This window comes from Rhizobium sp. 007, assembly GCF_015353075.1.
Lineage (GTDB): Bacteria > Pseudomonadota > Alphaproteobacteria > Rhizobiales > Rhizobiaceae > Rhizobium.
Window position 1 is genome coordinate 236,154 of the sequence record NZ_CP064188.1, and the last position, 23,315, is coordinate 259,468.

At 60.0% G+C, this 23,315-nt stretch carries 25 protein-coding genes and 2 pseudogenes; 16 read left to right on the forward strand and 11 right to left on the reverse strand.

Annotated elements, in window-relative coordinates:
• Positions 1–20: 20 nt before the first annotated feature.
• From ISN39_RS22090 to ISN39_RS22105, 4 genes are all read left to right on the forward strand, one after another.
• Positions 21–566 carry a gluconokinase gene (locus tag ISN39_RS22090; protein WP_194730444.1) on the forward strand — a complete coding sequence of 182 codons (546 nt, stop codon included), beginning with the start codon at positions 21–23 and terminating at the stop codon, positions 564–566.
• A 31-nt stretch (positions 567–597) separates the two neighbouring features.
• Positions 598–1,155, forward strand: a complete 558-nt coding sequence (locus ISN39_RS22095) for a TRAP transporter small permease (protein ID WP_194730445.1) — start codon at positions 598–600, stop codon at positions 1,153–1,155.
• A 24-nt stretch (positions 1,156–1,179) separates the two neighbouring features.
• Complete coding sequence (locus ISN39_RS22100; protein WP_194730446.1) at positions 1,180–2,457, forward strand: TRAP transporter large permease subunit; 1,278 nt, start codon at positions 1,180–1,182, stop codon at positions 2,455–2,457.
• Between the two features lie 113 nt (positions 2,458–2,570).
• Positions 2,571–3,575, forward strand: a complete 1,005-nt coding sequence (locus tag ISN39_RS22105) for a TRAP transporter substrate-binding protein (protein ID WP_194730447.1) — start codon at positions 2,571–2,573, stop codon at positions 3,573–3,575.
• Between the two features lie 865 nt (positions 3,576–4,440).
• Here the strand turns inward: ISN39_RS22105 and ISN39_RS22110 are convergent.
• Positions 4,441–4,746, reverse strand: a complete 306-nt coding sequence (locus tag ISN39_RS22110) for a hypothetical protein (RefSeq protein ID WP_194730448.1) — start codon at positions 4,744–4,746, stop codon at positions 4,441–4,443.
• 393 nt (positions 4,747–5,139) lie between these two features.
• Entirely contained in the window at positions 5,140–5,307 is a 168-nt protein-coding gene (locus ISN39_RS22115; protein ID WP_194730449.1) for a hypothetical protein, read from the reverse strand.
• 74 nt (positions 5,308–5,381) lie between these two features.
• Here ISN39_RS22115 and ISN39_RS22120 point away from each other — a divergent pair, with 74 nt between their 5' ends.
• The 5 genes from ISN39_RS22120 (at position 5,382) to ISN39_RS22140 (ending at position 9,240) form a co-directional block, all read left to right on the forward strand.
• The gene (locus ISN39_RS22120) at positions 5,382–6,335 is read left to right on the forward strand and encodes an MBL fold metallo-hydrolase (protein ID WP_194730450.1); all 954 of its coding nucleotides are present in this window, start codon (positions 5,382–5,384) and stop codon (positions 6,333–6,335) included.
• 148 nt (positions 6,336–6,483) lie between these two features.
• Entirely contained in the window at positions 6,484–7,236 is a 753-nt protein-coding gene (locus tag ISN39_RS22125; protein WP_194730451.1) for an SDR family oxidoreductase, read from the forward strand.
• A gap of 62 nt (positions 7,237–7,298) precedes the next feature.
• Complete coding sequence (locus tag ISN39_RS22130; RefSeq protein WP_194730452.1) at positions 7,299–7,724, forward strand: cupin domain-containing protein; 426 nt, start codon at positions 7,299–7,301, stop codon at positions 7,722–7,724.
• A gap of 71 nt (positions 7,725–7,795) precedes the next feature.
• A complete protein-coding gene (locus tag ISN39_RS22135; protein WP_194730453.1) occupies positions 7,796–8,806 on the forward strand; it encodes a mechanosensitive ion channel family protein in 1,011 nt (336 codons plus the stop codon).
• 224 nt (positions 8,807–9,030) lie between these two features.
• On the forward strand, positions 9,031–9,240 hold the full coding sequence (locus tag ISN39_RS22140; protein WP_194730454.1) for a transposase: 210 nt from the start codon (positions 9,031–9,033) through the stop codon (positions 9,238–9,240).
• Between the two features lie 301 nt (positions 9,241–9,541).
• On the opposite strand, the gene ISN39_RS22145 is transcribed toward ISN39_RS22140, so the two are convergent.
• The 7 genes from ISN39_RS22145 to ISN39_RS22175 all read right to left on the reverse strand — a co-directional run bounded on the left by ISN39_RS22145 (position 9,542) and on the right by ISN39_RS22175 (position 16,124).
• Positions 9,542–10,747, reverse strand: a complete 1,206-nt coding sequence (locus ISN39_RS22145) for an NAD(P)/FAD-dependent oxidoreductase (RefSeq protein ID WP_194730455.1) — start codon at positions 10,745–10,747, stop codon at positions 9,542–9,544.
• A gap of 113 nt (positions 10,748–10,860) precedes the next feature.
• A complete protein-coding gene (locus ISN39_RS22150) occupies positions 10,861–11,691 on the reverse strand; it encodes an alpha/beta hydrolase (RefSeq protein WP_194730456.1) in 831 nt (276 codons plus the stop codon).
• A 449-nt stretch (positions 11,692–12,140) separates the two neighbouring features.
• A complete protein-coding gene (locus tag ISN39_RS22155) occupies positions 12,141–13,076 on the reverse strand; it encodes an AraC family transcriptional regulator (RefSeq protein ID WP_194730457.1) in 936 nt (311 codons plus the stop codon).
• Positions 13,077–13,612: 536 nt separating this feature from the next.
• Positions 13,613–14,110, reverse strand: coding sequence for a DoxX family protein (locus ISN39_RS22160; protein WP_194730458.1), 498 nt, complete (start codon positions 14,108–14,110; stop codon positions 13,613–13,615).
• Positions 14,107–14,889 carry a DNA-binding domain-containing protein gene (locus ISN39_RS22165; RefSeq protein WP_194730459.1) on the reverse strand — a complete coding sequence of 261 codons (783 nt, stop codon included), beginning with the start codon at positions 14,887–14,889 and terminating at the stop codon, positions 14,107–14,109. Before ISN39_RS22165 ends, ISN39_RS22160 begins: the two co-directional genes overlap by 4 nt.
• Positions 14,886–15,773 (reverse strand): DUF692 domain-containing protein, encoded by an 888-nt coding sequence (locus tag ISN39_RS22170; protein WP_194730460.1) that lies wholly within the window; start codon positions 15,771–15,773, stop codon positions 14,886–14,888. Before ISN39_RS22170 ends, ISN39_RS22165 begins: the two co-directional genes overlap by 4 nt.
• A 63-nt stretch (positions 15,774–15,836) precedes the next feature.
• Positions 15,837–16,124, reverse strand: coding sequence for a DUF2282 domain-containing protein (locus ISN39_RS22175; protein WP_074072754.1), 288 nt, complete (start codon positions 16,122–16,124; stop codon positions 15,837–15,839).
• Between the two features lie 188 nt (positions 16,125–16,312).
• On the opposite strand from ISN39_RS22175, the gene ISN39_RS22180 reads away from it, so the two are divergent.
• From ISN39_RS22180 to ISN39_RS22190, 3 genes are all read left to right on the forward strand, one after another.
• Entirely contained in the window at positions 16,313–16,849 is a 537-nt protein-coding gene (locus ISN39_RS22180) for a sigma-70 family RNA polymerase sigma factor (protein ID WP_194730461.1), read from the forward strand.
• Between the two features lies 1 nt (position 16,850).
• Positions 16,851–17,489, forward strand: a complete 639-nt coding sequence (locus tag ISN39_RS22185) for an NrsF family protein (protein ID WP_194730462.1) — start codon at positions 16,851–16,853, stop codon at positions 17,487–17,489.
• A 914-nt stretch (positions 17,490–18,403) separates the two neighbouring features.
• A complete protein-coding gene (locus tag ISN39_RS22190) occupies positions 18,404–18,571 on the forward strand; it encodes a hypothetical protein (RefSeq protein ID WP_194730463.1) in 168 nt (55 codons plus the stop codon).
• 211 nt (positions 18,572–18,782) lie between these two features.
• On the opposite strand, the gene ISN39_RS22195 is transcribed toward ISN39_RS22190, so the two are convergent.
• Positions 18,783–19,673, reverse strand: coding sequence for a LysR family transcriptional regulator (locus ISN39_RS22195; protein WP_194731872.1), 891 nt, complete (start codon positions 19,671–19,673; stop codon positions 18,783–18,785).
• 94 nt (positions 19,674–19,767) lie between these two features.
• On the opposite strand from ISN39_RS22195, the gene ISN39_RS22200 reads away from it, so the two are divergent.
• The 3 genes and pseudogenes from ISN39_RS22200 (at position 19,768) to ISN39_RS22210 (ending at position 22,638) form a co-directional block, all read left to right on the forward strand.
• Complete coding sequence (locus ISN39_RS22200; RefSeq protein WP_194730464.1) at positions 19,768–20,976, forward strand: MFS transporter; 1,209 nt, start codon at positions 19,768–19,770, stop codon at positions 20,974–20,976.
• Positions 20,958–21,435, forward strand: a pseudogene (locus ISN39_RS22205) (cyclophilin-like fold protein). Before ISN39_RS22200 ends, ISN39_RS22205 begins: the two are co-directional and overlap by 19 nt.
• Positions 21,436–21,591: 156 nt before the next feature.
• The gene (locus ISN39_RS22210; RefSeq protein WP_194731874.1) at positions 21,592–22,638 is read left to right on the forward strand and encodes an alpha/beta hydrolase; all 1,047 of its coding nucleotides are present in this window, start codon (positions 21,592–21,594) and stop codon (positions 22,636–22,638) included.
• A gap of 187 nt (positions 22,639–22,825) precedes the next feature.
• Here ISN39_RS22210 and ISN39_RS36585 read toward each other — a convergent pair whose 3' ends face one another.
• Positions 22,826–23,137, reverse strand: a complete 312-nt coding sequence (locus tag ISN39_RS36585; RefSeq protein WP_348651998.1) for a tyrosine-type recombinase/integrase — start codon at positions 23,135–23,137, stop codon at positions 22,826–22,828.
• Between ISN39_RS36585 and ISN39_RS36590 the strand changes: the two are divergent.
• A pseudogene (locus ISN39_RS36590) lies at positions 23,057–23,298 on the forward strand (7-carboxy-7-deazaguanine synthase QueE); the annotation flags it as partial. The gene ISN39_RS36585 and the pseudogene ISN39_RS36590 overlap by 81 nt on opposite strands.
• Between the last annotated feature and the right edge of the window lie 17 nt (positions 23,299–23,315).

The window sequence follows — 23,315 nt, forward strand, 5'->3', positions numbered from 1 at the left end:
GCTCTGGGAGGAGGCGGCAAATGGTTGCTGTAGCCGTTCGCGTCGCGCAGCCCGAATTTGTACTCGTGATGGGGGTTTGCGGCGTCGGCAAGTCAACGATCGCACGGAAAATCGCTGATCGTGTGGGTGGCGCCTTTGTCGAGGCCGATGATTACCACTCGACCGAAAATAAGCTGGCTATGGCTAGCGGCAAACCGCTCACCGACGAACAGCGTTGGCCGTGGCTCGACGCGGTTGCAGCCGCCGCATTGAGCAAGTCCTCAAAGAGCGACGGTCCCGCATTGATTGCTTGTTCCGCACTGAAGCGTCGCTACCGCGACTTTCTCCGCGAGAAGCTCGGATCCCTGTCGGTCGTTTATCTCACTGGCGCGCCAGCATTAATTCGGCGGCGTCTTGAGGCGAGGCAGTCTCATTTTATGCCGCCTCGGTTGCTGGACAGTCAGCTTTCGGATCTGGAAGCACCCGAAACCGATGAAGCCGGAATCGCGATCGACATCGATGGTGAGCCAACGAGCCTCGTGGAGGATGTTTGCCGGTGCCTGGGGTTCAGCCCTTCGCAAGACTAAGAGGCGCGATTTTGAGAGTCGGGAGGAAGCTATGACGACGATCGCAGACCGAATTCAAAAGGCCACGGAATGGGTTATGGCCGGAACCCTCGCGGTGATGGTTGTGCTCGTATTTGGCAATGCCGTCGGGCGCTATGTGTTGAATAGCGGCTTTGCAGCATCGGAAGAGATATCAAGGCTTGCGTTTGTCTGGCTGATCTTTCTCGGAGCGGCTGTCGCGGTTCGTGAGCGCGCTCATGTGGGCGTCGACATGCTGGTGTTGCTCCTGCCGAAAGCCGGGAAGCGTCTCTGCCTTATCATCACGAATGTACTGACCCTATACGCGCTGTGGCTTTTTGCGGCAGGCAGCTGGCAACAGACCGTAATCGGCATGAACAGTCACGCGCCCGTAACCGGCCTTCCATTGGCAGCTTTCGCGGCGGCGGGCTTGATCTCTTCGATCGCGATGGCAGCGCTCTTTGCAATCGATCTGGTTAGGGTTCTGACAGGACGTCTCACCGAGGGAGAAATGGTCCAGGTTCGCGAGAGCACGGGTCAGGAAGAAGCCGCAGAAGCAGTGCGCGAAATTTCTCGCAGCGAACGTCGCTGAGCGGGACGAGGGGGAGGGCATCCAATGACAATCGTAGTATTCCTCGGCGTGTTGCTCGGTCTTATGGCTCTTGGCATGCCGATCGCCTTTGCGCTGATCCTGACCGGCGTTGCGCTGATGGTGCAGCTTGACTTTTTTGATGCACAGCTTGTGGCCCAGAACATGCTGGCCGGTGCCGACAACTTTCCATTGATGGCTGTGCCGTTCTTTCTGCTTGCAGGCGAATTGATGAACGCCGGCGGTATCTCGCGGCGGATCGTTGGTCTCGCGGTGACCCTGCTCGGCCATATCAGGGGCGGTCTCGGCTATGTTGCCATCGGCGCGGCTGTTTTGCTCGCAAGCGTTTCCGGATCGGCGATTGCCGACACCGCCGCAGTCGCCGCATTATTGATCCCGATGATGCGTTCGAACGGCTACAACGTCGAGCGGTCCTCCGGGCTGATCGCTTCGGCCGGGATCATTGCTCCCATTATTCCGCCGAGCATGGCCTTCATCATCTATGGCGTCGCAACCAACATCTCCATCACCAAGCTGTTCATGGCCGGCATAGCACCCGGTCTGATGATGGCGGTAGTGCTGGTCGTCACATGGATGTGGGTCTCGCGGCGCGAGAATGTCGCGCCGCAACCGCGCCAGCCCTGGTCTGTTCGTGGAAAGGCAACCGTCGAAGCATTCTGGGCGTTGCTTATGCCCGTCATCATTATCGGCGGCATGCGCGCCGGCCTGTTCACGCCGACGGAAGCGGCAGTCGTTGCGGCAGTCTACGGGCTTCTGGTCGGCCTCTTTGTCTATCGCGAGCTCAAGATCACCGATTTGCCCAAACTCTTCATCTCGGCCGCCAAGACGACAGCCGTGGTGATGTTCCTGGTCGCAGCTGCCCTCTTTACCTCCTACATGATCACGCTGGCGGATTTGCCCAACCTCGTGATCGGTCTCCTGGAGCCGATGCTCGATCATCCCCGGTTGCTGATGGCCGCCATCATCGTTCTTCTCACGCTGGTCGGCACCGCGATGGATCTGACGCCGACGATCCTCATCTTGGGCCCCGTCATGGCGCCGCTCGTGGTTCGGGCAGGGATCGATCCGGTCTATTTCGGCGTGATGTTCGTTCTTGTCGGCGCCGTGGGCTTGCTGACCCCGCCCGTCGGCACGGTGCTCAATGTCGTCTGCGGTGTCGCGCGGATCCGCATGGAAGGCATCATCCGCGGCGTCTGGCCTTACATCATCGCTTACACGGCGCTTCTGGGACTATTCGTCATATTCCCCGAACTCATAACCATTCCTGCCGGCTGGATAAACTGACGGCCATGGAAGCGGCCGGATCCACCGGCCGTAAAGAGCAGCCATAATTCTCAAAACGCAACCTGCGGCGCCGCGTTCATCCGGTTCACGGCCGCATAAGAGGAGGAATGAACATGAAGCATATTCTAATCACAACATTGGCACTTGCTCTCGGCGCCGCGAGCGCTGCAGCTCAGGACGTTCAAAGTCGCATCATCCGCTTCGGCTACGGGCTCAATGAAGACAGCAATCAGGGACGTGCCGTCCGGCACTTTGCCGAGCAGGTCGCCACGTTGAGCAACGGCAAGCTCAAGGTGCGGGGCTTTGGCGCCGCCGCACTCGGTTCGGACGTTCAGATGCAGGGCGCCCTTATCGGCGGGGCACAGGAGATGATGGTCGGTTCAACGGCGACGCTCGTCGGCACCGTCAAGGAATTCGCTGTCTGGGATATACCGTTTCTCTTCGCCAACGAGAAAGAAGCGGATCCTGTCCTGGATGGTCCGGTTGGACAGAAACTCCTCGACAGTCTGCAGGCCCAGGGTCTGGTCGGCCTCGTCTATTGGGAAAACGGCTTCCGGAATCTGACCAACAGCCGCCATAAGATTGAGAAGGCAGAGGATCTGAAGGGGATAAAGCTCCGCGTCATGCAGAATCCCGTGTTCCTCGATACCTTCAACGCCGCCGGCGCGAATGCCGTGCCAATGCCATTTTCCGAGCTTTTCACAGCGCTTGAAACCGGAGCCGTCGACGGCCAGGAAAACCCGGTCACGACAATCTTGTCTTCAAAATTCTACGAAGTGCAGAAACATCTGACGATCTCCAATCACGTCTACAGTCCTTGGGTCGTGCTCATGAGCAAATCCTGGTGGGACAAGCTGTCGGACGACGAAAAGAAAATCCTTCAGGAAGCGGCAGTCGCGTCCCGTACCTTTGAACGCGAAGACACGAGAGCCGGATCGGTGAAGGCGCTTGAAGAGCTCAAAGCGGCGGGTATGGAGGTTTCGACCATGCCGAACGAAGAAATCGCCAAGCTGCGCGAGATTGCTGCTCCAATCACTGCGAAAGTAGTCGAAAACGTCGGACAGCCTTTATGGAATGACGTTCAAGCGGAACTGTCGAAAATCCGCGCTGCGAAATAGTCGTTGATGGCAGCCGGACCTGGTCCGGCTGCCTAACCGGCATCGCGCATGACTACTTGGTATCCACAAAGCTCAACGAATCTGGATCTGTGTTGGAAACTGGAGATTTGCGATGAGTTCAGCGACATCGCTTGGAACAGACATAGTTGGTGAGGATCTACGCGAAGGTTGCCTGAGCGCCCGTGGAGGCAGATCAGACGCGGCGCCTTATAGCTCTAGCTGAAATCTATGACGGCGGCATCCATAGATCAATCTGCTTCATCAAGCTTGGTAGCCTCACTCAAGATATCAGACTGTGACATAAACTCGCCGCCTGGACGCGGAGCAGGGCACGGACATGGCGACGGTCCAAAAACCGAATCTGGAATTCAAGCGGAATCGGCCGCTACCTCCGGGTTTTCGTTGGCTTCTTCCTCGACCACGACACAAAGACGCGCGATTTTTCTCGCGCGAAGCTTAGATCTTTTGCAATCGTCTGCAGGGCTTCCGTTGCTGCTTGCCGTAAGCGCGAGAAAGGAGCAGCTATAATGCTTTAGTCCCCAAAGCGAAGGGGTCGCTGGTTCGGTTTGGCTCAAGAGCGTTAGGGCACTTTTGCTGTATGGTTGGGCTTCCTGCGTCTGAAGTAGATCGTGTCCGAGAGAGCGACTTCGATGTTTTGGATTGTATCGATGTTGCCACAAACCCCAATCTTCTTCTGGAGTTGAGAGGCTATGGTAAGCGCGCGGGAATTACGATTATCTGCGTCGTTTCCGATGCCACCCGCCGCTCGATCGATGACTTTCCTCTTCTATATTGCGCGTGCCAATACTCCGGGGCCAAGTACGCTCGAGGCCTAGTCGATAGTGTCGCTCCCGGTATCGAGTTCTTAAATCCCTGACCCGTCGAGCTGCAGGGCATCGTCGCCCTCCCAGGGCGAGGGCATCGAGGTGCGATTGAGATTGGCCGAGGGCATCGGCATCCAGCACTTCAATTCCGGCTCAGCGTATTCGATGATGCGGCCGGGCGAGGAATCGGAAGCGCGCCAGCCTTCTACACCGAACTGATCGCCATTCGACCAATACGCGAGGTCAACTTCTGCCGGCCCCTGTTCGGACGGGTGGATCGTGACAAGGATCCGACTGCCGTCTTTCGGCGCGCTGGCCATGTGGCGCCAGCGGTCTGGCTCATCCATCGTTTTTCCTCCTGCCTTGCTGCAGGCTGCAAGTGTCGCCTCGCCATCGAAAACGGTCAACTCACACTTTTGCACAACCCATCCTGTGTATTCCGCTGCAAACCACCGCTCGACAACGAATGCCTCCTGGTCGCTCGAGGAATAGTGCGGCGGCAGGCGGAAAATCTACCGCCGCCGGCATCGTGATGGCGAATCCCGGCTACTCGCGATCGCTCAAGTCTGACCGCGGCTGCGGAAATTGGGCTGAAGGAGCACCACCGGCTGGGCGCTGGCCCGGCAGTTGATGGAGCGAACCCTGGCGACCCTAAGGTCGAAGCGGTCTAGAACCGCGTAAAGGACGATCCCGAGGGCCGGGATGTCCTTGAGGATCATTGCCGGCCGATTTTCCCGCATTCAACCGACCAGCGAAACTCCGAGCGATCGCGGCATGCGATGCATCAGCAGCAATTGCTCTACAGCGGCAGCAATCGTTCTGGCGCAGCGGCAAATCACTTTCGATAGATCATCAGAGGACACGCCAGCAATGAGTGTGTCGCCGATCTCTAGAGACTTCACCAGCATTGACGGTGCTTTCCGTCCAGGAAGCGTAAGCCACCCAGGATCTAGCACCAAGATAGAACAAAGGAGTTTTCAAGATGAACCAGATGATCAACAACACTCAGGAGGCAAGCATGAAACTGGACAACACCGCACATACCGGTAGACCGGGGTCCGAAGAGCTGGTTCCGTCGCGCTACGCGGTGCGGATCGGCGAGATTGACGTGCTGGTGGTCAGCGATGGGGTGCTACCGCTGCCGACCGCGATGTTGGGCCACAACGCCGATCCGGCCGCCCGGGCCGCCTGGCTAGGCGACATGTTCCTGCCGCCGGACGCCTTCGACTGGGCGCTGAACGTCGTCGTGGTGCGTAGCGGCGGGCAGACCATACTCATCGACGCTGGGCTGGGGTTGGACCCGGACTTGAACCTGCCGCGGGCCGGGCAGTTGATGAAGCGACTGGCGGCCGCCGGCATTGATCTTGGATCCGTGACCGACGTGGTGCTGACCCACATGCACATGGACCACGTTGGCGGGCTGCTCGTCGACGGGGTGAAGGAACGGCTGAATCCGGACCTGCGGATCCATGTGGCCGCTGCCGAGGTCAAATTTTGGGAGTCGCCCGATTTCTCTCACGTCTCGATGCCGGCGGGCTTCCCGGACGCGCTTCGGGCAGCCGCCAAGCGGTTCAGCAAAGAGTACCAGAGCCAGCTGCGGTTGTTCGAGGATGAGCATGAGGTGGCGCCCGGCGTGGTCGTCTCTCGTACCGGCGGCCACACCCCCGGGCACAGCGTGGTCCGCGTGGCCTCGGGCAACGACCGGCTGATGTTTGCCGGCGACGCCGTGTTCGCAGTCGGGTTCGACCACCCCGACTGGCACAACGGTTTCGAACATGACCCCGAGGAAGCTGCCCGCGTTCGGGTCCGGCTTTTGCAGGAGCTGGCAGCGACCGGCGAACTGCTGGTGGCAACTCATATGCCGTTTCCTTCTGTTGGTCATGTCGCGGTCGACGGCAACGCTTTTCGTTGGGTACCGGTCTTCTGGGACTACTGACCGCATGTTGAATTAAGGCTCCGAACCAGAGCAGCATCCTTGAAGGCTGTGTCCAGCTCGGCCTTCAAGCCCGAGCTTCAACCAGGCCTTCACCTACCACCTATTGAACCACGCGCACCGCATGGGCGCGCAGCAAATGGAGCATCTTATGAAAATCGTGATTATCGGCGGAACCGGCCTGATCGGTTCCAAGACTGCAGAGCGCCTGCGCAAGAAGGGGCATGAGGTCATTGCCGCTGCCCCGAAAACCGGCGTCAATTCCCTCACCGGAGAGGGCTTGGCGGAAGCACTGAAGAATACCGAGGTGGTGATCGACCTCGCGAACTCGCCATCCTTCGAGGATAAGGCCGTGCTCGAATTCTTTCAGACGGCGGGCAAGAACCTGATGGCAGCGGAAATCGAGGCCGGCGTGAAACACCACGTCGCGCTTTCGATCGTCGGCACGGATCGGTTGCCGGATAGCGGCTATCTTCGAGCCAAGGTCGCCCAGGAAAAGATCATCCGGGCAGCCGGCATTCCCTATACGATCGTGCGTTCCACACAGTTCATGGAATTTCTCGGCGGCATCGCCCAAGAGGGCACGGTCGGCGACACCGCCCGCTTGTCGACGGGTTTCCTGCAGCCGATCGCGTCCGACGACGTCGCCGATTTCGTAACGGACGCGGCGCTTGCGGCGCCGGCTAACGGCATCATCGAAATCTGCGGCCCCGAGCGCGCACGTCTTTGCGATTTCGCCGCGCGCTACCTCAAGGCGATCGGAGATTCCCGCACCGTTATCGCAGATCCGGATGCCCGCTATTTCGGGACCAAACTGGAAGACGGTTCACTCGTCTCCGACAATCATCCTCGCATCGGCCGCATCGGTTTCGACGATTGGTTTGCGACAACGCCCAGAAAATAACGACTTGCATATGGGCCGTCGTATGGGCGGCCCGGTGCCTTACTCACGAAAGGAAGATAGACATGATCAAGTCATTGCATGTTGCCGTTGCGTTGACGGCTCTCCTATCAGGTTCGGCTCTTGCACATGATACGCCGGGTGGCGGCGAGGGCGCGAAGGTTACGCTGGTCTATGACCATGAACTGCCGAACGTTCCCGGCAAGAGCATGAAGGGCGTTCTCGTCGAATATGCTCCGGGCGGTTTCTCGGAGGGCCATACCCATCCAGCGTCCGCCTTCATTTACGCGACCGTCCTCGAAGGCGCGATCCGCAGTCAGGTCAACGATGGCCCCGTCACCGTCTATAAGGCCGGTGACAGCTTTTCGGAATTGCCGGGCGATCGCCACGGTGTCAGCGAAAACGCGAGCAAGACCAAACCGGCAAGGCTGCTTGCAGTCTTCGTCGTCGATAGCGCCGAGCAAGAACTGACATTCCCGATCAAGAAATAGCCGATCGGGCCGGGCCCGCAGTGGTGGTGCCCGGCCGCTCTTTGACGCAACCAAAATCGGTGATTGCTGCCATGTTTGGTAATGACAATTTCGTGCCGCTTGTTCTGATCAACCTTCTGGGAATTGCCGGCATCGTCGTGTGGCACATCCAGGGCGGCAACCGTCCGAGGGGCCGCCTGATCGTCCAGATCCTGTTCTTCACCAACATGAGCCTCGTGCTCTATCTGGGGGGCATCGCTCCGCATAGGCCCGACGGTATCTACACGCAAGGTTTTGCCGCGCTGCTTTCCAAATCGGCCAGAATTTTGTGGTGGACCCATCTCGCCTGGACGATCATCGGCTTCATCCAGATCTACGTCAGACTGAACCGCAAGCCACGGGAAGCACATCTCATCCAGGATATGGCCATTGCCGTTATCTATCTCGGCGTGGCGCTTTCCGTCATCGGTTTCGTCTTCGGCATGCCGGTCGGAACCTTGGTTGCAACATCAGGCGTCATCGCCGTGATCTTCGGCCTCGCGTTACAGAATACGCTTGGCGATGTCTTTTCCGGCATCGCGCTGACGCTCGGCAGGGCCTATGCAATAGGCGACTGGGTCCAGTTGAACGACGGAACCGAGGGTCGCGTCATCGAAACCACCTGGCGCTCCACCAACCTGCTGACCGTTACGCACAATGTCGTCGTGCTACCGAACAGCATCCTGGCAAAGCAGGGCGTGACAAACCTCAGCCGCCCTGACGAAACCCACCTGATCGCGTTGCGTGTGCGCATCGCTGCAACGCAAAGACCACGCATTGTCGAGGAAGTCATGCGGTCTGTGCTTAAAGCCAGCGTCCGAATCGTCAAGAATCCGCCGCCGGTCGTTGCTCTGACGGCCATCGACGCGATCGCAATCGAAGTCGAGCTGCAGTTCCGCGTCGACAGCGTCGCCATTCGAACGCCCGCCAAGAACGAGATCGTCGACCTGCTTCATGACCAATGCAGAGCAAGCGGGCTTTTGCTGGCCATGCCGGCCGAAAGCCTCGCTTTTGTGCCGGCACCGTTCGGCAACCAGTATCCTGCCGAGTCCCGGCCGGTCTAGTCACCGTCCGATCGTAGCCAGATACGAATTGAGGCAAGCTGGGTGGATACGAGGACGTTGTCGTCGCATGTGCCATATCGGGTTGGGTGGCAATTCAGTCTTAGAGTTTTTTGAAAATCGTTCAACAGCGTTGTGTTATTCGTAAAGCCGCGAGCTGATGATGGGAGATTGACCCCGAATGGGTGCAAATCGGATTCAAGATAGATTTTGAGGAGAGATCAGCCATGTATGAAGAGCGCGATCCCATTGATGAAGCCCAATGGAACTGGCTTGCGCCCTTGATGCCCGGTGGCTGCCGCGGCAAGCGCGGCCCGCGAGCCGATAACAGACGCCTTATTGATGCGATCTTCTGGATGGTCCGTTCCGGTGGGCGCTGGCGCGACCTGCCGGAGCGGTTTGGCGATTACCGCACTGTCAAGCGGCGCCACTGTTGACTGGGTGGAGCTGGGAGTGCTGCAGGATCTCTTCGACAGCCTCAGCCACGATGGCGATTTCGAATGGTCGTGCGTGCATGCCACAGTCATTCGCGCTCATTAGCATGCCAGTGGTGCACGCAGGCAAAAAGGGGCCTTGATGCCGAAGGTCTGAGACCGTTCCAAGGTAGGCCTAGGCGCCAAGCTCCATGTCGTGACCGACAGGAGAAAACGATCGATGAATTGATGGGGCGCCTTAGGAGCAGCCCGGAATATAACGAGCTGCGCTCTTGCACAGAGCGCAGCTCGTGTCATGATGCGATCAGAGGTCCGTCACACGCTCCGGATCGGCGGAAGCCAGCGCAGCGGCGCGCTCGGGCTGCGGCGGATAGATCCAGACGGTGTTGATCTCCTGTTTGGTCGCCTTCGCTTTCTCGCCGACCATCTCCACCTTACGGTCCCAGCCTCGGGTAAAGAGGGCTCCGGCATCGCCGAGGTCGAGGCAGGTGACATAAGCTTCCTGATGATATTGCCGCACCGGCACGCCCAACAGTTCAGCGGCGGCGTTGTTGCCCGCGAAGGCGCCCATGCGTGTGGCGTGCTGGCACGACATCAGTGCGTAGTTGCCGCAGCCGTCGCACGCGGCGCGCGCGGCATCCCCGGTGGCGAAGACGCCGGGTACGGACGGCACACGCAGGCAGCCATCGACCAGCAGCCGGTCGAACTTGTCACGCTCGCCGGGAATTTTGGTGGTCAGCGGATTGGCCCGCATGCCTGCCGCCCAGATCACGGTCATGGTTTCGATATGTTCGCCGGTACTCAGCGCAACTCCGGATTTATCCAGCGATGAAACGCCGGCATTGAGCCGCGTTTCCACGCCGAGCTTGCGCAGTGCTTCCTCGATGATCGGGCGCGGACCTTCGCCCATGTCGGGGGCTACCGCGCTGCTGCGGTCGACGATAATGACACGCGGATTGGCGGTTTTGTCGAACAGGGTCCGCAGCCGCGAAGGCATCTCGGTCGCCGCCTCGATACCCGTGAAGCCGGCGCCGGCAACAACGATGGTGTCGCGCGCGGCCGAGGCCGGCATCTTCGCAAGCTCGTGCAGGTGGCGATCAAGGGCAATGGCGTCATCGACGTTATCGACGCTGAAGGCGTATTCGGCGAGGCCGGGAATATTCGGGCGGAACAGCCGGCTGCCGGTGGCGAGCACAAGGCGATGATATTGAAGGGACTTTCGTTCGCCCCTGGCATTGACGACTTCTACGGTGCAGGCCTTCGTGTCGATCGCTTCCACGCTGCCCTGCACGTAGGCGACATCGACGGCGTGAAATACATCCTGCAGAGGCGCCGTCAGGGTCTCGGGTTTCGGCTCGTAAAGCCGGGGGCGGATGACGAGCGTCGGTTCCGGGGACACCAGCGCGATTTCGAGCTCTTCGGGCGAAACGCCTTCGATATCGCGCAGGCGGGCTGCGGACAGTGCGGCGTACATGCCGGCGAAACCGGCGCCTACAATTACAAGTCTCATGTTATTCACTCCGTGGTTTGTAGTTTCAAAAGGCCGCGCGTCACCGTTGCCGCTCCTGATGGGCGGCTAGATGGTCGGTAACGATGGCGCACGGATTGGTGAAGCGACGTCGCTTAGGCGGTGATGAAGGCCAGCATGTCGGCATTGACCACATCTGGATGGGTCGTGCACAGCCCATGCGGCAGGTTCTCGTAGACTTTAAGCGTGCCGGCCTGCAGGAGCTTCGCCGACAACGGAGCGGCGGCACCGATGGGAACGATCTGGTCGTCATCGCCATGCAACACCAGCGTCGGCACGGTGATGCTCTTCAGGTCCTCGGTGAAATCCGTCTCCGAGAATGCCTTGATGCCGTCGTAATGCGCTTTCGCGCCGCCCATCATGCCCTGACGCCACCAGTTCGAGATGACCGCCTGCGAAGGCTCGGAACCCGGGCGGTTGTAGCCGTAGAAGGGGCCGCTTGGAAAATCGCGATAGAACTGCGAACGGTTGGCGGCCAGCTGGCTGCGCAATCCGTCGAATGCCTCGATTGGCAAACCGCCGGGATTGGCGGCGGTCTTCAACATCAATGGCGGCACGGCCGCAATTAGGATCAGTTTGGCAACGCGGCCCTTGCCGTGGCGCGCGACATACCGCGCGGCTTCGCCGCCGCCGGTAGAGTGGCCGACATGGATCGCGTTGTGAAGATCGAGGTAGTCGATCATTGCGGCAACGTCGGAGGCGTAGTGATCCATGTCATGACCGTCGCTCACCTGGCTCGATCGGCCATGACCGCGGCGATCATGAGCGATCACGCGAAAGCCCTTGCCAAGGAAGAAGAGCATTTGATTATCCCAATCGTCGGAGCTGAGCGGCCAGCCGTGGTGAAAGACGATCGGCTGAGCGGACTTCGGTCCCCAGTCCTTGTAAAAAAGTTGAACACCGTCGCTGGTTGTAATGGAGGTCATTGTGCTGATCCTTTGTAGAATATCTGTTTCGGCGCCCGTCATCGAATCGGACGGACAGTTGCTAAAATCGCGTATGCAAGCCGCTACGGGTCGCTTCGTTGATTGACCCGTAATCGGTGCCCAGACCATCCTTTGTCTCCGCAGGATCCATTGGTATGGGCGCAATGGTGGTTTAGCGAAACAGGTCTGCGGCTGCGCCAGAGGGATTGGCGCCATTGCAGAGCAATTGCGGTTAGCGGATGCGCCGCCGCGCATCGCCCGGCGTTTTTACCGGTCAGCTTTCGAAATGTGGCGGCCAAGGCTGTTTGCGAGGCGCAGTCAAGTGAGGCTGCGACCAACGCCATGCCAGTGGGATCGCGCGGCATGGTCGTCGTTTGTTCGCGCCGATGACGTCGCAGCGAAAGAACGCGACAGTCCGGAATCTGAGGCGAGGCGAAAGGAGATTGCGGTCAGCCGTGGCGCCGCCGCCAATCGGTCGGTGTTTCACCGGTCAATTTTCGGAATGCAGCTGCAAATGCTGTTTGCGAGGCATAACCGAGCGAGGCTGCGACCAACGCGATCGAATTTTGAGGATCACGTAGCATGTTTATGGCCTGCTCGAGCCGATATTGACGGAGCCAGTTGTGAGGCGAAAGCCCCGTGCTTTCCTTGAAAGCGCGACAGAAATGAAAACGTGATAGCCCGGAATCGGCAGCGAGGGCCGCGAGGGAGACGTCCGCGTCTGCGTCCGACCGCAATCGTTCGATGGCCCGGCGCAGCACGCTCGGCGCGAGGCCGCCGAGCGCCGGCTGATAGCTCGGTGCCTTGCCGGTATGTGCAGCCAGCAGGCGCGTGGCCAGAAGATCGGTCAACTGCTGCCTGAACAGTGTATCCAGTGCCGTATTGCCTTCCAGGACATCGGCTGCGCTCAGGAGCAATCGGGATGTAATGAGGTCCGGATGCGCCGTTCGCTCCAAGAGATCGGTCGGCGTGAAAGTATCGGTTTCGTCGGCAATGCGCGTCAGTGTCGTGTGGGGAAGATAGAGCTGAACGACATCAACCGGTTTTGGAATATCCCATCGGGAGCTTGATCCAGCCGGGATGATGATCACAACCCCGCGACGAAACGTTCCGCTCACGATCGATCTTCCTGACCGCCGTTCCATGCGCTGTATCGCGCCGTTGTAAGCCATGATGACGTGGTCGGTCATGGGCTCGACGACATCATGTAAGGGGCCGTGATTCCAGTGGGCGATTGCACCGCCGGAGGGGTCCGCCGCAAGATGAATTGGCGCAGTTCTGAGAACACGTGACATCTCGTTAGCAGGGTTCTGATCGGCGGCAGCCTTCGTTTCGGTCTCAGCCGGCGAGCTCTCGAGAGGATCGGTGGAACAAGGCAAGCTCATGGTTGCGCGCTCGTCGATTGGCGCTGCTTGCGTGCGATCCTTGCAACAATTGCCAGCTCGTTGAGCGCCCGCCTATAGTGGCCAACCCTGTCAGTCTTCTTACGCATGACATCCCCATGTCGTGAGCAATTCCGCTGTGCTTCTGGTCATTCGCGCGTTGCTAGATGTAGCGAGGATATCAAGAATTTTCGAGGACGAAACCTATTCTCCAGGATAGGTTTCGTTCGCGATTGGACCTGGTTCTCAATCACGCGAGTTCAAGCGTCGCGCGATGTATGCGCCGCCAGCCTGAGGGGCCACTTCGACGATAACGCCTATGGTGATATGCGCGACGCCATGGAGAATCGCGAATTTCCACCGGATGGGGAAGAGGAAGAAGAACCGGAGGAGGAAGGAGAAGATGAGTCTTCAGCTGGCCGCCGTCAGTTCCCACACCGCCACGCGACCATGGTCGTTACAGGTCCGCAGCGATACATAATAATAATTCAGCTGCGTGATACGTTTTTGTATATCAGCATACACGTTGCAAGCGCAGGTCATTTGCGGCGGGGCATGACAAGCGGATCAATCGCGAGCCTGCCCCCGCCAAACACGATCAATGCCAGCGCCATCGCCGCCCAGGGCAGGTGGAAATTCGCCCAGCCATCTGGAATGGTGAGCTGGATGATCGCCGTCATCAGCAGCAAGCCGAGGGCGGCGAAGCGTGTCGCCAAGCCAAGGACCAACAAAACCGGCAGGATCAGTTCTCCGATCCCCGCTGCGGTCGCCATCGCCAGTGGAAACGGATAGGCAATCTCGTTGCCGAAAATATGGAGTTTAAACTCCTGTTCGAAGAGATACCTCGCACCTTGCGAAAGCGTCAGGAATCCGTCCCATTTTGTCAGTCCCGACTTGAAGAAGGGAATCGCCAGCGCGAAGCGCAGTGCCAGCAGCGGCAGCGATTGAGGAACGGAGGCGAGCAGGCCTTCGGTACGTCTGATGAGGGCGGCCAAGGCAGCGCCAGAGCCGTTGGATGAGGCAGCTTCGGTCTTCATGCGACATTTCCTTCGTGCTGTTGGAGGGCGCTGAATGCGCCGAGGCTGGCAAGACCAATCAGCGCCGTTCCGAAATCGAATGCGGGGCCAGCGGTAAATGCAGCCTCTGCCGCCGCGCCAAGAGTGGCGGCGTTGAACAAGCAGGCCGCAAAGACCGCGTCCTGCGGCGGAACGACATGGACATTGACGGTCATCTGTGGCCGTACGACCAGGACGGCCTGCGGTCGCCAGTCGACGAGCGGCGCAACCATGTCCTGCTGATGCGCGCTCCAGATGGAGCCAACTGGATAGTCCGAACGGATCAAGCCCGCTGAAGGGTGCGGGACGAGCCGCAAGTCCGCAAGCATCTCGGGCGCCGCGGCTGCGAGTACCGCGAGGTCGAGCGGCGCGGAATCCGCCGCGTGATAGGCGCGCATCCAGGCCGCCTCGACCCGGGCGACATCGGGCAGATAGGCAAGCTCTCTCGCTGGCTGGAAGCTCGCAATGAAATCCGGGAAGTCGCCGCCATATTCGATGATCAGCGGTGAGGCGGGTTTGTGATCCTGGGCATAGGCCCGCGCCATGGCCATGAAGAATTCCGTGCCAACGAGCCGCTCGGTTACCGGAAAGTGCTGGGCGAGTGCCTTTGTCAGCCCGACGAAGACATTGTTGCGGTAGACGGCGAACCGCGCAGCGTCGACCCCGCCGCGCGCGGTGGCGATGCCGTCCGGCACCGGCCGATCGGCATGCAGCAAAGCGTCGGCAAAGGCGGTCTGGCTGGTGACAAAATCCATGGTCATGCCGCCTTCATCCGACGCTTTTTAGGGCGTAGCGCTTCGGCGGCGAGCATCGCATCCGCGCGTGCCGCCTCCGCCTGCAGGGTGTCGAAATCCGGAACGTCGTTGTCCCATTCAATCAGCGTCGGCAGCGGTCCGCTGCGCGCAAGCGTGTGTTCGTAGAGCGCCACCACATCGCTCCTGACCGCCGTACCATGCGCATCGATCAACAGTCTGTCGCCGGCGTCGTCGATGGTCTCGTCGTATCCGGCGAGATGAATCTCGCCAACACGCTCGACCGGGAAGCGGTCGATATAGCTAGTGGCGTCGAGCCGATGGTTCACCGCCGACACCATCACGTTGTTGACGTCGAGCAGCAGACCGCAGCCGGTGCGCTCCGCAATCGTCGCGAGGAAATCGATTTCGTCGATCGTACTGTCCGCGAACAGCACATAGGTCGACGGGTTTTCGAGTAGCAGTTGTCGCCCGAGTGCCTGCTGCGTTTCGTCGACATGGTCGATGACGCGCGCCAGGGTTTCTTGTGTATAAGGAAGCGGCAGCAAGTCGTTGAGAAAGCCCGTGTCGTGGGTCGACCAGGCCAGATGTTCGGAGAAACTCTGCGGTCGATAGCGTTCGATCAAGCCGCGCAACCGCTTTAGATGCGTCTTGTCGAGCCCGCGCGCCGCGCCGATCGACAAGCCAACGCCATGCAGCGAAAGTGGATAGAGTTCCGTGATGGCTTCCAGATAATGATGCGGCGGCCCACCGGCGCCCATGTAGTTCTCGGCATGCACCTCAAAGAAGCCGACATCCGGCCGATTGGCCAGAATAGTCTCATAGTGCTTGGGCTTGAGGCCGAGACCGGCGCGCGCGGGCAAGACGGAAGTTGGAATTTTTGAAGCGGACATCGCGGTTCTCCCCGGTTTTGTCAGACAACACGGAGGCCCAGATTCCGGGCCCCCGCTTGGCGGTCAGCCCTTGATCGGCTCCAGCTTGCCCATGTGGCCATCGACATTCATGCTGGTGCAGGTACCGGCCGGCACGGCCTTCCAGGCGTTGCCCTGGTAGTCCATCGTTGAGGTACCCGCGCAGGTCGTGCCGGCGCCGGCTGCGCAGTCGTTCTGACCCTTGAGCGCGATGCCATAGCATTTCTCGTTGCCGACCATTTTCTCAGCCGGCAACGGTGCGGCGAAGGCAACCGATGCAATAGCGGTGGCGAGCGAGCCGGCGAGGGTAAGGGTGAGCGTGGAACGGTTCATGGTTGATCTCCTCTTGGACCTTCCGCGTGCCGGTCATCGGCCGCGTAATCCTCCCTTCGGTCCGGCGAGGCCTTCTGTTACGCATGGCAACAAACACGAATTCGTGATCGAAGGTGTGGCTTCGTTGGACATTATTTCGGGCGGCGCGTAACAAAGCAGCCTGTGCGCGCGTATTGGAGAGACAAGGGTTGAACGGGGACGCGGAAAATGAACTTGCCATGCTGCTGCGCGCCGCGATCGCAGGGGATGAAAGGGCCTATGCTGCGTTTCTGGGACGCACCGCCGCCATCGTGCGTGGCTTCGCGCGTCGGAAGATCGTGCTGGGCGGCGTCGATCCCGAGGACATCGTGCAGGAAACGCTTCTGGCTATTCATATGAAGCGTCATACATGGATCAGCGACGCGCCTGTCTTGCCTTGGGTTTATGCGATCGCGCGCTTTAAGCTGATCGACGCTTTTCGAAAGCGTGGCCGCCATGTGGAGATCGAGATCGGCGACATCGCCGAGACGGTCGCTCAGCCGGAGGCCGAGGCGGTGAGCGACCGTGAGATCGGTCGCGTGCTGGATGGGCTGGCGCCGGGCCAGCGTTCTGTCGTAGCCGCGATTTCGATCGAGGGGCGTTCGATCGGCGAGACCGCCGACAAGTTCGGCATGACGGAGACGGCGGTGCGAGTTGCCCTGCACCGAGGTTTGCGATCGATCGCAAAGAAGTTTGGACGGAGCTGAAATGCAGACCAACGACCTCATCAACGCCCTGAAGGCAGATGCGCCAAAGCAGGCGATGCCGCTTGGCTATGCATGGTGGGTGGCGATCGTCGCCGCGACGATCATCGCAGCGGGCGTCTTCTTCGTCCTTATCGGTCCGCGCTCCGACTTCGCGGTGGCCGCCCACACGCTGCGGTTCCTGTTCAAATTCATCGTCACACTTGCGCTCGCCGTCGTCGCTTTTGTGCTCCTGCGGGTGTTGTCGCGTCCCGGTTCCGATGTCAGACGCGCCGCTTGTTGGCTCTTTCTTGTGCCGATCCTTCTCGGCACTGCGGTGGTGGCCGAATTGTTCGTCGTGCCTTCTGATCAGTTGGTTACGGTCTGGTGGGGCAGTAACGTCTATGTCTGCCTGACCTTCATCCCGCTGATCGGTCTCGGCCCGCTGGCCGTTTTTCTGGCGGCGCTCCGTCACGGCGCGCCGACGCGCCCCCGCCTTGCCGGCGCCGTCGCTGGCCTGCTTGCCGGCGGCATCGCCGCAACCTTCTACGCAGCCCATTGCACCGACGATTCACCGCTGTTCGTCGCTACCTGGTATTCTATCGCTATCGCCGGCCTTGCAGCGCTCGGCACGGTCCTTGGCGGACGCGTTGCGCGCTGGTGAAGCTTTCCGATTCGATCACCAGAATAGGAGGTACGAAGGGGACACCGACGCAGGGAATGCATCTCTGTCTGATTTCGCTCAGTTATCTAGGCCGACAATCGTATTTTCTGTCGACTTGAGATTGGTTCCGTATCGGGCGACGACGAGAAACCTTCCAATATCCGTGCATAGGCTTTCAGCAAGGCCGAGAGTTCCCCATTTGGTGTCCAGCGGTTTGTCGCCGGTCTGAACTTTTGCCGCCCAGCAACTCCAAGAAAGGTTATGAGGGCGCCGTGACCACCCGCCAACAGGATAGCCCGTCGCCAAGGTACTGCCAAAACCAGCCTATGTCGCGGGCTCGCTAGCCGGGCTGATTGCTGGTCTGGCGATCATCCGCTTCCTCACTCAAGGGAAAACCGCGTGAATAGCGTTCCCATCAAAGCGGGTCGTGATCCAATCGAGGCAAGACATGGCGAGCGAACAGATCCGCCTCGAGGCGGGAGATATGGCCGAAGGTCGTCTTCGTCCGCGAACTGATTCCCCACATCGTTTTCACGAGATCGGCTATTCCGGGCCTTACGAGAGTTACGCGCTTCAGAGAGCAAACCTCTTTGAGCCCGATTGATCGGACAGCCTGGTACAGGCCCTCTTTCCGCTGAAAACGGAAGCGATCGGTGCTGCTGGAGTGGAAAGCAAACAACTGGCGCAACGCCCAAGCCGTGGACAAATTCTTTGTCCCAGCGGAAGCAAGCCAATCCCGCTTGTCTGTGATGGCGTCCTGGCCCGGTTCCGGATCGCCCACGATCAACCCATAAAGGGTCCGCTAGCAAGCTGCGGCCGCTCTCGGCCATCGCGTTCGCGGTGATCGCGCCCGTATCCGTGCCTTTTGAGGAGCCATCGAGGGAATTGGCCCGCTCCCGAATGGAGCCTCTCACATGTCGCACGATCTCTCCCTCGCACAGTCCCACGCCTTCCAGCTTTCCCGCGACCTGATGGTCCCGGTCACCGTCTTCGAGGTCGACGGTGAGTACGGCGTCCTGCCCGCCGACGAGATCGACGCCGACGACGATCTTGAGATCGTCCATGAATATGACCCGTGGTAGATCATGATCATCTCGCGCTGAACCCTTTGGTCTGCAGGCATCAGAGAGGTATTTCGGGTGTGCCTAATCACCCCGGTCGCAGTGCAATTGGATAGCACTGAGGATGGATCGGATAGATCGAAACGGCGAGGCCCTCGCAAGAATTGCTTCACGTGACAGCCGGCACCCACAGGCAGTGTGCTGGGGACGGGAGCCGTTGATAAATCGAAGTCTACGTCTGCCGCAAGCCTTCGACCACGACCTTGAAGGCAGGCGAGTTCTGCTTTCGGCTCGGATAATACAGGTAATATCCTGGGAAGGCCGGGGACCAGTCATCGAGGACCTGCACTAAATGGCCGGATGCGATCTCCCTCGCGACGATGTCTTCCGGTACATAGGCGATCCCATATCCGTTCACCGCGGCGTCGATCATCGCGTAGCTGGTGCTGAAGGTGAGCTGTCCGTCGACACGCACCCGGAGCTCCCTCGTTCCCTTGGCGAATTCCCAGACATAAAGACCGCCTGATCGCGACTGGCGATGATTGATGCAGTCATGGCCGACGAGGTCCTGTGGCGTCTGCGGCGCTGGCCGGCTGGCAAGATAGTCCGGAGACGCCACTGCAACGAGACGCCAGTCGGGGCCGATCCGAACGGCGATCATGTCCTTGTCGACGTTCTCGCCAAGTCGAACGCCTGCGTCGAACCGGTCCTCAACGATGTTACGGAAAGCGTTGTCGGTGTTCAGCTCTAGACTGATGTCCGGATAGTCCTTCAGGACCGCTCGCACTTTCGGCCAGACCACGCTCTCCAGCGCATGGTCCGACAGGGTGATCCTGACCGTCCCCGCGGGCTTGTCCCTGATCTCCATCAGTTCGTCGATCTCGGACTCGAGTTCTTCGATCCGAGGTGCAAGCGAACGGATCAGCCGCTCTCCCGCTTCCGTAGGCGAGACACTGCGGGTGGTGCGGGTCAAGAGCCGCAGGCCCATGCGCGCCTCTAGCTTCTTGATCGTATGGCTGATCGTCGATTGCGACGTGCCGAGCTTCGCCGCCGCCTTCGTGAAGCTGCGTTCCTCGGCGACGGCCAGAAACCACAGCATGTCGTTCAGGTCTTCCCGTTTCATCATCCGCGTCCTCATAGATTGATGTCATGAATCGATAAGTTCAAACGAATTGCAATAGCTAATCATCGAAGTCGGTTCGGCTTATCTTTGGAGCATGACACAGCAAGCTCTCACCCAGTCCGATATCCTCCCCCGTTCACAAGCCGTTCCGGCCGCATGGGGCGCGGTCATCGCGATGGCACTCTGCGTGGCGGCGCTGATCGCATCGGAGTTCATGCCTGTCAGCCTCCTGTCGCCGATCGCAACCGACCTCGGCGTGACCGAGGGGCGTACGGGTCAGGCGATTTCGATCTCCGGGATTTTCGCCGTGCTGACCAGCCTCTTCGTGTCGAACCTCACTCGCGGTATCGATCGACGTCTCGTCCTGACGTCCTTCTCCCTGATGCTCGTGGTGTCCGGCGCCATCGTCACCTTCGCGCCAAACTATCTTGCGCTGATGGTCGGACGCGCCCTGTTGGGCGTTGCAGTCGGCGGCTTCTGGTCGATGTCCACAGCCATCGTCATGCGCGTTGTTCCGGACGAATCCGTCCCCAAAGGGCTGGCGATGTTGAACGCCGGGAACGCCATCGCTGCCACAATCTCCGCGCCGCTCGGAAGCATGCTCGGCAGCTATATCGGCTGGCGCGGCGCGTTCTTCGCGGTCGTCCCGCTCGCATTACTGTCGCTTGTCTGGCAGTGGGTCAGTCTGCCCTCCCTACCGCCACTAAAGAGCGAACAGTCGCCACACGTCCTCAAATTGCTCGTCCGCAGACAGGTCGCGCTCGGCATGACGTCCATCATGCTGCTGTTTGCCGGGCAATTCGCGCTGTTCACCTATCTCCGCCCGTTCCTGGAAACGGTCACGTCGGTCTCGGTTTCGACCCTCTCACTTCTGCTCCTGCTGATGGGCCTAGCGGGCGTCGCGGGAACCTACCTGATCACCGGCCTGTTGCGGACGCGCCTGTTCAGCATCCTTGGCATTATCCCCGTCGTGATGGCGGTGATCGCGCTCGGACTGATCGCGTTTGGCACTTCGACCGCTGCGACCGCGATCCTCCTCGTCGGATGGGGGCTGTTCGGCACGGCGGCTCCCGTCGGCTGGGGGACATGGCTGAGCAGGACGATGCCTGACGACGCCGAGGCGGGGGGCGGACTTCAGGTGGCGACGATCCAGCTCGCCATTACCTTCGGTGCGTCGTTCGGCGGTGTCCTGTTCGACGAGGCGGGCTGGCAGACTACCTTCCTATTTGCGGCCGCCGCTCTGGCTGGATCGTCGCTGCTCGCCGCCCTCGCCTGGCGGTCAACATGGAGGAAACCGCGATGACGTCTATGACAATCCACCGCCGAACGCTCCTCACAGGGATGAGTGCCTCCATGATTTTGCCAGGAATGGGTCGAGCCCAGCAGGGACGCGATCCCAACAGCCAGAAGCCAACCGATGTCAGGATCAGGCTGACCTTCAACGACCGTGTCCTGACCGCAACGCTCTACGACAATCCGTCGGCGCGGGATCTTGCCTCCATGCTCCCACTGAGCCTCGAGATCGAGGATTACGGCAGCAACGAGAAGATCGTACGCCTGCCCCGCAAGCTGACCGAGGACGGAAGCGGGCCATTCGGCAACGAGCGGCCGGGCGACCTCTGCTATTTCAAGCCCTGGGGCAATCTGGCGCTCTTCTACGACGACTACAAATGGGACGGCCTGATCCGGCTCGGCCGTTTCGAAGGCGGATTCGAACCCCTCCGCGTCCGCCGAATACCCCGTGCGCATCGAACGCATCTGAAGACCTGACAACCACCGAAGTTTCGACCGCGCGGAGACTGGACGCCCGCGAGGAGCGATCCCCCGTACCCTACGCGTCCATTAACGGAGACCACGGATGACTGAACAGCGTAAACCCAACATCCCCGCGTTCGATCGGGCCATCGACCGCCGTCAGATGCTGAAGCTGACGGGCGTCGGCGTCGCGGCCCTCGGCGCAGCATCATTCTTCGACACCCAATTCGCAAAGGCACTGGACATGTCGGGCGCAAACAACTTCTACACCAGCGACAAGGTGACCCTTCAGAAGGTCAGCTACAAAACCCAGTATCAAATGAACGTCGCGGGCAACCTCTACCTCCCGAACGATCTCGACCGCGCCGTCAAGCACCCGGCGATCATCGCAGGCCACCCCATGGGCGCGGTGAAGGAGCAGAGCGCCAACCTCTACGCCACCAAAATGGCAGAACAGGGCTTCGTCGCCATGTCGATCGACTTGCCGTTCTGGGGTTCAAGCGAAGGCCAGTCCCGCAATCTCGTTTCTCCGGACATCTACGCGGAAGCCTTCAGCGCGGGCGTCGATTTCCTGGGTAGCCAGGACTACGTTGATCGCCAGGGGATCGGAGGCATCGGCGTCTGCGGCAGCGGAAGCTTCATCATCAGCGCCGCCAAGATCGATCCCCGGATCAAGGCGATCGCCACCGTCAGCATGTACGATATGGGCGCGGCCTTCCGCGATGCTCTCAACAAATCGGAGACCGTCGAGCAGCGCAAGCAGTTCATCGCGGCGGCAGCCGAGCAACGCTGGTTGGAATTCGACGGCGGCGACATCCAGTATGTCGGCGGCACTGTTCTCGAGCTGACTGCTGACACCGATCCCGTCCAGCGCGAGTTCTACGACTTCTACCGCACGTCGCGCGGCGAGTTTACGCCTGAGGGCGCGACCGGGCAGACCACGACGAAGCCGACGCTCGCGAGCAGTGTCAAGTTTATGAACTTCTACCCGTTCAACGACATCGAGACGATCTCGCCTCGGCCAATGCTGTTCGTCTCGGGCGACCAAGCGCATTCGAAGGAGTTCAGCCAGAACGCATATGAAAGAGCATCGGAACCGAAGGAACTCGTCTGGATCGCCGGCGCGGGCCATGTCGATCTATACGACAGGGTCGATCTGATCCCATTCGAGAAGCTTGGCAGCTTCTTCGATCAGCACCTTACGGCGTGAAGCATGGTACACCGCTGAAGATAAAGACGATCGGTCGTTCCCAACGGCCCGGGAACGACCCTTCTATCGTCTTGACCTATAACGACTGCAGAAATGCCAAGAATTTATCTGGTGGCCGGTGCCGCGCGCTTGCGGTAGCGACCGGATGAAGTCGGTTGAGCGCCGCCTCCTTCATTGCAAGATCGGCTTACACGTATATGTGCGTTGTGCGCGGATCCTCATGGCCGAGCCATAGGGCAATCACGGTCAGGACGACACCGGACTGCAAGAGATGCATCGCAGTCGTGTGTCGGAAAGTGTGCGGTGATATCGCCTTGTTCTTCAGACCCGGGACTGTCCGAGCTGCAACCTCGACCGCAAGGTTGAGGCGCTGGGTAACGTTCGAACGGGAGATCCTGCCACCTGCGCTGTTCGGAAAGAGGTAGGCGTTGTTTTGGACCACCGCGACTACGCCTATTCTCGCGCTGCGGCTCTTCCGGATCTCCAGTCTGGTAATCACACCCGCCGCCACCCGATGACGACGATGCAAGGCTCGATATCGACGCCATCATGGACCGAATGCTCTGGCTGGGCGACAAGGTAACGGGGGGACGGTGGCTCGAGGACCGTGTTCGGCCGCAACTGCACGTCTTGCTCTGGAGCAACAAGCGCGGCGTCTGATTGTGCCGGCCCGCATT